Raw genomic sequence first — 9,684 nt, 5'->3', positions numbered from 1 at the left:
GCTGTCGAATGAGAGGCTTCGTCGCGCGTCAGGACACGTCGGACAACTGCTCACAGAGCGCGCCGGCCAGCGTCCTCGTGGTCGAGTAGGTCCACAGGAGAGTCGGCGAGAGCCGCAGACCGAACGCCGATTCCAGGCGATTACGCAGCTCGAGGCTCATGAGCGAGTCAAGGCCGAGCGCCTTGAACGGTGTCTCCGGCTCCATACGGGCCGGGTCGGCGCGCAGCACGCGGCCGGCCAGCTCGCGCACCTTCTGCTCCACCAGCTCCGCCCTGGCCTCCGGTGCGGCCTGCCGCACGAGGGCGCGGAACTCCCCGCCGGACACGTCGGCTGCGCCGCCCCGCCGGGCGACCTCGTACAGCAGTTCCCAGCTCGGCAGCGCCGCCGTGTCGGGATAGGCGTCGAACCAGCGTCGCGGATCGAGCGGCACGTAGCCGATGACCGGTTCGTCCTGGCCGAGCATGTCGGCGAGCGCCGGCCACGCCTCCTCCACGGTGATCCCGCCCATGCCGCGCTCTTCGAGCCGGGCGCCGCGTTGCTCGTCGGCCGCCGCGAGACCGATCCCGGTGAACGGTCCCCACTGCACGCTCAGCGCGGGCACACCCCGCCTGCGGCGCGCCTCGGCGAGCGCGTCCAGGAAGGCGTTGCCGGCGGCGTACGCCGCCTGGCCGGCGTTGCCGACGAGCGCGGCGGCCGAGGAGAACAGCACGAACAGGTCGAGCGGGTCCTCCGCGGTGGCCTCGTCGAGGTTGTGCGCCCCGTCGGCCTTCGGCGCGAGAACCCGGGCGATCTGCTCACCGGTCAGGTTCTGGATCGTCGCGTCGTCGAGAAGTCCGGCGGCGTGCACGACGCCGCGCAGCGGCGGCAGGTCCGCCCGCAGCGACGCGAGGCTCCGCCGTAGCGCCGCGGCGTCCGCGACGTCGCACTGGACGGTCTCGACGCGTGTTCCGGCCTCGCGCATCCGCGCCAGGAGCTTCGCCGTGGTGTCGTCGGGCTCCGACCGGCCCATGAGGGCGATGGCTCCAGCGCCGTGGTCGGCGAGGAACCGCGCGAACGACAGGCCGAGCGCCCCCAGGCCACCGGTGACCAGGTAGGTGCCGTCGGCGCGGAACCTGCCACCGGGCATGGGCACGGCGGTGACCGTCTCCACGCTCTGTGGCTCCGTGAGCACGATACGACCGACGTGCTGGTTCCGCGCCATCTCGAACAGCGCCGCACCGGCCCGTGCGAACGGGCGCCGGTGCACCGGCAGCGGTTCGAGGTCGCCGGAGCGGATGTGTTCCCAGACGGTCCGAAGAATCTGGACGAACCTCGCGGGGTCACGCTGGGCCATCCCTCTCACGTCCGGGGCGGAGAGGGTGATGCCCTTGGCGAACGCGCTGAGGCCGACGCGGCGGCCCTTCATGATGTCCTGCCGGCCGGCCTCGACGAACCGCCCGCCGGGGGCGAGGACGTCCAGCCCCGCAGAGATCGCCACGCCGGGCAGGAAGTTGAGGACCACGTCGACGCCACGGCCCTCCGTCGCGGCCCGCACGCCCTCGGCCCAGGACAGATCACGCGAGTCGAAGACGCCGCCGATCCCCATCTTGCGCAGGTGAGCGCGCTTGCCCTCGGTGTCGGCGGTGGCCAGGACGCGTGCGCCCAGGAGCCGCGCGACGTGCACCGCCGCCAGACCGACCGTGTCGGCGGCCGCCTGGATCAGGACGGTTTCGTCCGCGCTGACGCGGCCGTGGTCGACGAGCATGTACCAGGCCATCGCCATGACCAGGGGCAGCCCGGCGGCCTGCGCGTCGTCGAGACCGCCGGGCACGGGGAGCACCCGCGCGGCGGGCACCGTCACGTGGCAGGCGAGGGCCCCGGGGACGCACGCGGCGACCCGATCCCCCGGTGACACCAGGGCGACGTCGGGGCCGACGGCGACGACGCGGCCCATGCACTCGTCTCCCAGGACGGCGGCGGCCTCGTCCGGCGGGCCGGGGAACGCGCCGGCCGCCTTGAGCGCGTCGGTGGGGTTGAGCGCGGTGGCGCAGACCTCGATCTCCACCTCGCCGGGCCCCGGTTCCCGCCGGGCCGCCGGAACGCAGCCGACACCGTCGGGCCGCCCGGGACGCAGGACGGCGACGCGGAACGGCTGCGCCGCGGTACGGGGCGGCGGCAGTTCGGCCGCCGGCGTGCCGGCCGTCTCGCCCGCGGTCAGCCGGGCGGCCAGGCGCCGCTCGCCGCGCAGGGCCACCTGGTCCTCCTCACCGAAGAGGATTTCGGCCGCGCAGGCGGTCGCCCAGTCCGGCGCGGACGGGTCGACGTCGATCGCACGGGCGTTCAGCTCGCCGTGCTCGCGGCGCAGCACGCGGGTGTAACCCCAGTAAAGGGCGGCTCCGGGGTCGGGGCGGTCGGCCGGCGTGACCGCCTGGGCCAGCGCGGTGACCACCGCCAGGCGCGGCGGAACGCCCATGCCGGCACAGGCGCCCACGAGCCGGGTCAGCCGCTCGAGGCCGAGACGGTACGTGCCGAGTTCCGCGCCCGCAGCGGGCACGGCGTACACGACTCCGTCGACGTGGGGAAGGTCGATCGCCCCGGCCGTCTCCGGATCCGCGACGGCGACGAGCTCCGCTCCGGCGAGCGTCAGGGCCGTACCGAGCGCGGCGTCACCGAAGACGATCCACCGGCCGGGTGACGCCGGCGCGTCGCCGGACCTACCCTCCGTCACGTCGATCCAGCGGATGTGGTGCCGGCGCTCGGCTCCGGCCGCGGCCGGGGCCGCGCCGGGCAGTGGCTCCAGCGCGAGCCCCTCCATGACCATGAGGGGAACCCGTGTCGCGTCGAAGACGCGAACGTCCACGAGACCGTCGTCACGGCGAACGGCGTGGGACCACACCTCGGTCACGGGCTCGGCCGGGTCGCCGAGCAGCCGGACGGCGCGTACGGCCGTGGGCACCAGCGCCTCGTCACCGTCGAACAGCGAGAGCGCCACCTGGAGGGCGCCGTCCCACAGAGCCGGGTGCAGCAGCGTGTGCGGACGGTTGCCCGGCAGCAGCCGGTCGGCGAGCCGGACCCGCCCCGCCGCCTCGGCGTCTCCCTCCCGGACGTGCACCGACCGCACACTCTGGAACATGGGCCCGTAGCCGAGTCCTCGTTCGGCGCACCGCCGGTAGAAGGCGTCGCCGCTTCCGGCGCCGTCATCGGCCCAGGCCGGGAACTCCGGAGCGGGCGGGCCGCCGGCGTCGGCGAAGGAGACCCGCGCGGTCGCGTTCACGACCCAGGCTTCGCCGCTCTCGGGCAGCGAAAGGAGCCGGAACCCGCCACCGTCGGCGAGGTCGTCCCGCCACTCGGCGGTCAGCCGGACCGATCCGCCGCCGAGCGCGAGCGCACTGCCGAAGACGACGTCGTCCACACGGCGGGGCGCGGCCCCCCTGCGCGCCCGCGCCGTGCTCACCACCACGCCGAGCATGGCCGCGCCGGGCAGGACCGGCGCGTCGTACACCTGATGGTCGAGCAGCCACGGCAGGTCGTCGGTGTCGATGCCCAGCTCGCCGTGCCAGGTGTCCGGCTCGCCGGGCGCCGGGAGGAGCGCGACGTCGAAGCCCGCGGCCGTGGCCGGGCCGCGCCGGCGCACCGGCGTCCAGTGGCGCTCTCCGTGCAGCGGGTACCCGGGAGCCTCGGCGAGGTGCCGCCGGGGCAGGCCGCCGAACGGCTCCAGGCCGGCGGCGTACGCACGCCCCAGCGCGAGCGCGAAGCTCTCGGGTCCCCCGTGGTCGCGACGCAGCGTCGGCAGGGCGACCGGCGGCTCGGCGCGGTCCGCGGCGAGCTGCTCCAGCGCCGGGGTCAGCACCGGATGCGGGCTCACCTCGACGACGTGGGTGACGCCCTCGTCGAACAGCGTGCTCATCGCGTCCGCGAACAGCACGGGACGGCGCAGGTTCTCCACCCAGTACGCCGCGTCCATCTCCGGGCCGTCCAGGCGGCGGTTACGGACGGTCGACAGCAGTTCGACGTCTCCGGCCCGCGGTGCCACCGGAGCGAGCGCGGCGAGCAGGTCATCGCGCAGCTCGTCCATCTGCGGGCTGTGGGAGGCGTAGTCGACGTTGACCAGGCGGCAGAAGATCTCCTCGGCGTCCAGCAGCTCCTTGAGCATCAGCACGGAGTCCTCGTCGCCGGACAGGACGCACGAACGAGGCCCGTTGTGCACGGCGAGCGCGACGCTGTCCTCGAAACCGTCGAGGGCCCGCAGCGCGGCGTCACGGTCGAGATCGACCGCGAGCATGCGGCCCCGTCCCGAGGTGCGACGGGCGATGGCGCTGCGCCGCGCCATGACGAGGGCGCCGTCCTCGTACGAGAGGACACCGGCGAGCGTCGCCGCGGTGATCTCACCCTGGCTGTGGCCGAGGACGACGTCGGGTTCGACGCCGGCGGCACGCCAAAGCTCGGCCAGGCCGAGCGACATCGCCCACAGCGTCGGCTGGAGCATGTCGATCCGGGTCATCCACTCGTCCCCGGACTCGCCGAGGAAGACGGTGAGGGGATCCCATGAGACGTGAGGCCGCAGCGCGTCGGCGCAGCGGCGTACGACACGCGCGAACACGGGGCTGTCCCGGTAGAGCTCGCGTCCCATCCCCGCCCACTGGGAGCCCTGGCCGGGAAAGACGAACGCCACCCGGCCACGGCCGGTGGCCCGTCCGGTCACCAGGCCGGGCGCGTCCGGCTCGTCCTCTCCCGAGGCCAGCGCGCCGAGCGCGGCGCGGGCACGCTCCGGTTCGTCCGCGATCACCGCCGCGCGTACCGGGAAGTGGTCACGCCGCCAGGCGAGGGCGCCGGCGAGCGCCGGGAGACCGTCCGGTTCCTCCGGCAGATCGTCGCTCAGCAGGGCGGCGCGCTCCGCCAGCACGGCCGGGTGCTTGGCGGAGATCGGCAGCAGGGCGGGCAGGCCCAGAGCCGGGCTCTCGTCATCCGTCCCGTCCGTGGTCCGCGGCGCCCCGGTGATCACGACGTGGGCGTTCGTGCCGCCCCACCCGAAGGAGCTGACCCCGAGATAGATCGGGTCGGTCTCCGGCAGGCGCAGCGGTTCGCGCACCACCTGGACGTTGAGCTCCTCGAAGGGGATCGCGGGGTTCAGCTCCTCCGAGTGCAGGCTCGGCGGCACCACCCGGTGCCGGAGGGCGAGAAGGATCTTGAACAGGCCGGCGAGCCCGGCGCAGGCCTCCAGGTGCCCGATGTTCGTCTTGATCGAGCCGATCGGCAGGGGCCCGCACGTACGCCCGCGCCCGACGACGTTGCCGATGGCGTTCGTCTCGATGGGGTCGCCGCGTCCCGTGCCGGTCGCGTGCGCCTCGATGTAGGCCAGCGCGTCTAGGGGCACGGCGCCGTCACCGTAGACCTGGCGCAGCAGGTCCTCCTGACCCGCCCGGCTCGGCGTGACGAGACTGTCCCCTCCGCCGTCGTTGTTGACCGCCGTACGCGCGACGACACCGTGGATCCGGTCGCCGTCGCGCAGCGCGCGTTCCAGCGTCTTGAGGTACAGGACCGCGACGCCCTCACCGCGCACGAAGCCGTTCGCGGACGCGGCGAACGACTTCGAGCGGCCGTCGGGCGACAGCCCGCCGAAGTGGGTCAGCCCGATGGTGACGTGCGGGTCCAGCATGAGATTGGTCCCGCCGACGATCGCCGAGCCGATCTCGCCCTGCCGAAGTGCCTGCGCGGCGAGGTGCAACGCGACGAGCGACGACGAGCATCCCGTCTCGACGGTGAGGCTGGGCCCGCGCAGGCCGAAGAAGTACGAGAGGCGCGCCGCGATCACGTCGAGCGCGTTGCCGACCAGGCTGTGCGGGGTGGCACGGGCCCCGCGCTCGCGGCGGAGGATCTCATAGTCATGCCAGGACGCCCCGACGTAGACACCCGTATGGCTGCCGGCGAGGTCACCGGCCCGCTGCCCGGCGTCCTCCAGCGCGAGCCAGCTCATCTCCAGCAGCAGCCGCTGCTGCGGGTCGATCGCCTCCGCCTCGCGCGGGGAGACGCCGAAGAAACCCGCGTCGAACAGGTCCACTCCATCGATGAAGCCGCCGACCGCCTGGATCCGCCGCTCCGGATCGAGCGGGGCGGACGTGTCCCACCGGTCCGCCGGAACCGGCCTGATCGCGTCGCCGCCTTCCATCAGGAGCCGCCACAGGCTCCCGGCGTCCGGCGCGTCGGGGAACCGGCCCGCCATGCCGACGATGGCGATCGGTTCCGCGATTTCCTCTGCTGCGTTCGCGTCCATACGCTGCCTTTGTGTCCTCGATGATGACCGCGGGGTCCGGTGCGCCGATCGCGCCCGGCGCCCCGGCTCCCGCGGTGGACGGCTCCTGCCACGGTGACGGTGGCGGGGCTGCTACTCCTTGAACCGCATCCGCACGAGGCCCTTGCTCGCCCGGATCATGCGCGGACCGACCTGCGGCGGCGCCTCGCGACGGCACCAGATCGCGTTCTTGGCCATCTTCATCGGCGTCATGTTGAAGCACCGCGTGTCGCGTTCGCCGAGACGGAAGGAGGGTGCGATGAAGTCGGCGTTCTTGATCCGGTCGAGGATCTGGCGCGCCGCCTCCTCGGCCGCCAGCGACCCGTCCTCGACCTGGCGGCACAGCTCGCGCGTTGCCACGCCCATCTCGTTGAAGCCCTCGCTGACCGGGAGGGGCGACCCGGGACAGGCGCTCTGCTCCAGTTCGAGGAAGACCTGGTCGTCGCCTTCCTTGATGTAGCGGTAGTAGGCGTCCTCGAGCATGACGTTGCCGAGCATGGTGCCGAGCATCCACGTGCGGCACACGGCGTTCCACAGCTCGTAGTTCCCGAAGCCGACGAAGGAGCTGTAGACCAGATCGTCGTGGAAGTCGAACAACCCCTGTTGGAGCGCCTCCAGGTACGCGAACCGCTCATAGGACCAGTCACCGTCCCGGGACGCGGCGATGAGCCGCCAGCCCAGGGCGTTGATGATCTCCAGGGTGTTCGTGAGACCGCGGGAGTACAGGGCGTCGATGAACCCGGCCGCGTGCGAGGTCAGGCAGAACCGCTCGCCCACCACCTGCTTGGCCGAGTACTGCAGCCGGCCGGTGGACACCCACGGCCGCACCGCCTTCGCGTTCCTGAACTGGTGCGCGATCTGCGGGAAACGCTCCAGGAACGCGTCGAACTCCTGCTGCGGTGACATGTCGCCCTTGGGGAAGACCCGTGGGTCGAGGGTCAGGCCGATGCTGCACAGCGGGTTCATCGCGCCGGGGTGGTTGTCGAACGGGATGACCCAGAGCCAGCCGCCCTCGAACACGTGGTGCAGGGTTCCGTTGTGCCACGGGTTGGGCTGCCGGTGATTCTTGGCGGCGGGCGCCTCGTCGAAGGGGGTGACCCCGACCATGTGCGTGAACAGGCAGCGCGAGTGCGTACGCGCGCGGGTCGGCGTCTCGCGAAGCTCGAACTTCTCCGCCAGGGGGGACCGGAAGCCGCTGCCGTCGACGACGTAGCTCGCCCGGAACTCCTCACCGCGTTCCGTGCGCAGGACCGCGCCGGAGTCGGGGTCGATGTCGATCTCGGCGATACGGGTGTTCAGCCGGGGGTGCGCGCCGTGCTTGACCGCCACCTGGAAGAGGTACGCGTCGACGTCCTGCCGGAACAGGTGGGTCTCGGTGCGCAGCAGCGCCGGAACGACCAGCTGGTTGATCTGCTCGGGATCCTGCGGCCGGCCCGCCTCGTGGTAGACGAAGCCGAAGTTCTGCTTGCGGCCGCAGTTGCGGGACACGTGCTCCTGGACGCCTTTGAAGCTGGACATCGCCTTGAGCTCGGGCACGTTGTACCGATCGGCGATGAGGCGCGTCATCCCCGACGTGTAGGGGATCGTCGACTCGCCCACCGCGAACCGCGGGTGCGTGCCCGCGTCGAGGAGGAGCACCTTGACCCCGTTGCGGGCCAGTACGGCTCCGAGCATGCCCCCGGCCATGCCGCTCCCGAGGATCGCCACGTCGTACTGGTCGGCGGACGTTCGGGAGGTGTTGTTCTGCGTCAACTCCCTCACCCTTCATTCCTGGTTCTGTAGGGCATTCGTGGTTTCGCGGACCGGCTGCGAGCGTCGGCGGACGTCCGCAGGACGGCCGCCGGGATGACGGATCCCGGCCTCGTCCGTCCGGGGCATCGCGGTCGCGGCCCGGACGGCGAGGTTCGGGGGCCGGCGGGTGGTGACGCGGTGTCCGCCACCCCGGCCGGTCAGGAGGATGTGGCGGTCAGCGAGTCCAGCTCGACGTCCTCAAGGTCGATCTTGAAGAGCGCGTGCTGTCCGCTGAGTCCGGAGATCAGCGTCACGAAGTCCTTCGAGGGCTCGTTCTTCTTCTCCGGGTCGACGAGTTCCTGCGCGAGGCCGTAGTAGAACTCCTTGTGCCGGGTCCGGTCGTAGAAGCGCTCGACGAACATCCGGATCTCGTCGAAGAAGGACTTGTACGCGTCGGAGTAGCGCCTCAGCGCCTCCTGCTCGATGGCCGGATGGTCCAGGATCTTGTGGATGACCTTCGCCAGCACGCTCGCCGCGAGGGTCGCCAGCGCCACACCGGTGGAGAACAGCGGATCGACGAACGCGGCCGAGTCGCCGACCAGCACCCAGCCGTCGCCGTAGAACTTGGTGCCGGTGTAGGACCAGTCGCGCGCGGTACGGAAGCCGCTCGCCTGGCGGGCGTCCTTGAGGAGCTCCTTGAGCCGGGTGGTGCGCTCGCGTTCGGCGTTGAACACCTCCTGGAGCGACTTGTCGGTGCTGCCGACCTTCTCCGAGCGCGTCACGTACCCGACGCTCATGTTCCCCTTCTCGATGGGGATGGCCCAGAACCAGCCCTCCTCGAGCCCCTCGATGAGGATGTTCGTCCACTCGTCGCCCGGGAGCCGGTGGCAGTTGTCGAAGTACGTCCACACGGCGACGTTCCGCAGCTCGTCGTGCCAGGTGACGTCGGCGTACTTACGGCTGAGGATGCGGGCCTGCCCCGACGCGTCCACGACCAGCGAGCCACGCGCTTCGCGCACCTCGTCCATGCCGCGGATCTGGTACCGGACGCCGACGACACGACCGTCCTCGTTCTCGATGGTGTCCTTGACGGTGGTCTCCTCCATGACGAACGCGCCGAGTTCGCGCGCGCGGTTCAGGATGAGGGCGTCGAAGTCGGCCCGGCGCGTGTGGTAGGCGTGGCTGAACTTGCCGCCCTTGATGAACGAGAAGTTCCACGGGATCTGCTCGTTCCCCCAGACGAGGCTTCCGCCGTACTTGCGCTCGAAGCCGCGCTCGTCCATCAGGTCGGTCAGACCCAGCTCGTCCATGGGGCGCATGACCGCCGGGATGAGTGACTCGCCGATGTGGTACCGCGGGTGACGCTCCTTCTCGAGGACGAGCACACGGCGCCCGCGCTGGGCGAGCAGGCCCGCGGCGGTGGCGCCGGCGGGGCCGCCGCCGATGATGACGACGTCGAAATCGTCAGGAATCCCGAAGACAGTGGACGACATCCGTGACCTTCCCTTTTCCGAACCGGTCGCGCACGCTTGGGAGTACGCGGTACGCCGGACCCAGCATGCGCGGGAGCATCTGAATTCGATCTGCACGTTGTCTGGATCGGACGGTGCCGCGATCGGCCCGCCCGCGGGGAGTCCGGAAAGGCGGGCACGCCACCGGTCCCGGTCGAGCGGCAGCGGTTCATG

The 9,684-nt window shown here is 71.8% G+C and carries 3 protein-coding genes; all 3 read right to left on the bottom strand.

What is annotated here, in order from left to right; genetic code table 11:
- Positions 1–28: 28 nt before the first annotated feature.
- The 3 genes from ABEA10_RS48925 to ABEA10_RS48915 all read right to left on the bottom strand — a co-directional run bounded on the left by ABEA10_RS48925 (position 29) and on the right by ABEA10_RS48915 (position 9,492).
- The gene (locus ABEA10_RS48925; protein ID WP_345475565.1) at positions 29–6,250 is read right to left on the bottom strand and encodes an SDR family NAD(P)-dependent oxidoreductase; all 6,222 of its coding nucleotides are present in this window, start codon (positions 6,248–6,250) and stop codon (positions 29–31) included.
- Positions 6,251–6,361: 111 nt separating this feature from the next.
- Positions 6,362–8,029, bottom strand: a complete 1,668-nt coding sequence (locus ABEA10_RS48920; RefSeq protein ID WP_345475564.1) for an NAD(P)/FAD-dependent oxidoreductase — start codon at positions 8,027–8,029, stop codon at positions 6,362–6,364.
- Positions 8,030–8,217: 188 nt separating this feature from the next.
- On the bottom strand, positions 8,218–9,492 hold the full coding sequence (locus ABEA10_RS48915) for an NAD(P)/FAD-dependent oxidoreductase (protein ID WP_345475563.1): 1,275 nt from the start codon (positions 9,490–9,492) through the stop codon (positions 8,218–8,220).
- Between the last annotated feature and the right edge of the window lie 192 nt (positions 9,493–9,684).

The organism is Actinoallomurus oryzae, assembly GCF_039541955.1.
Classification (GTDB): Bacteria; Actinomycetota; Actinomycetes; order Streptosporangiales; family Streptosporangiaceae; genus Actinoallomurus; species Actinoallomurus oryzae.
The sequence above is the reverse complement of the archived record's forward strand: the minus strand, read 5'-3'. Positions and strand labels throughout refer to the sequence as shown.